Raw genomic sequence first — 306 nt, 5'->3', positions numbered from 1 at the left:
CAGAACGCGCAGCTGGTCGCACTGGACGCCACCACCGGACGCAGGGTCTGGCAGAAGACCATCGGCGACGTCCGCGCCGGCGAGAGCGCCTCGATCGCGCCGCTGGTCATCAAGGACTTCCTCATCACCGGCTCCGCCGGCGGTGAGTACGGCGTCCGCGGTCACATCGACGCCTGGGACCTGGAGACCGGCGAGCAGCGCTGGCGCACCTACACGGTGCCGAAGCCGGGCGAGCCGGGGTCCGAGACCTGGCCCGACGACGGTGAGGCGTGGCAGCGCGGCGGCGGGAACCACTGGGTCACCGGT

1 pseudogene is annotated in these 306 nt (G+C 72.2%); it reads left to right on the top strand.

Annotated elements, in window-relative coordinates:
- Nucleotides 1-306 (top strand): annotated as a pseudogene (locus DBV35_RS29750) (PQQ-binding-like beta-propeller repeat protein); the annotation flags it as partial.

The organism is Acuticoccus kandeliae (genome assembly GCF_003073115.1).
This window is presented reverse-complemented; position numbering and strand designations above follow the sequence as displayed.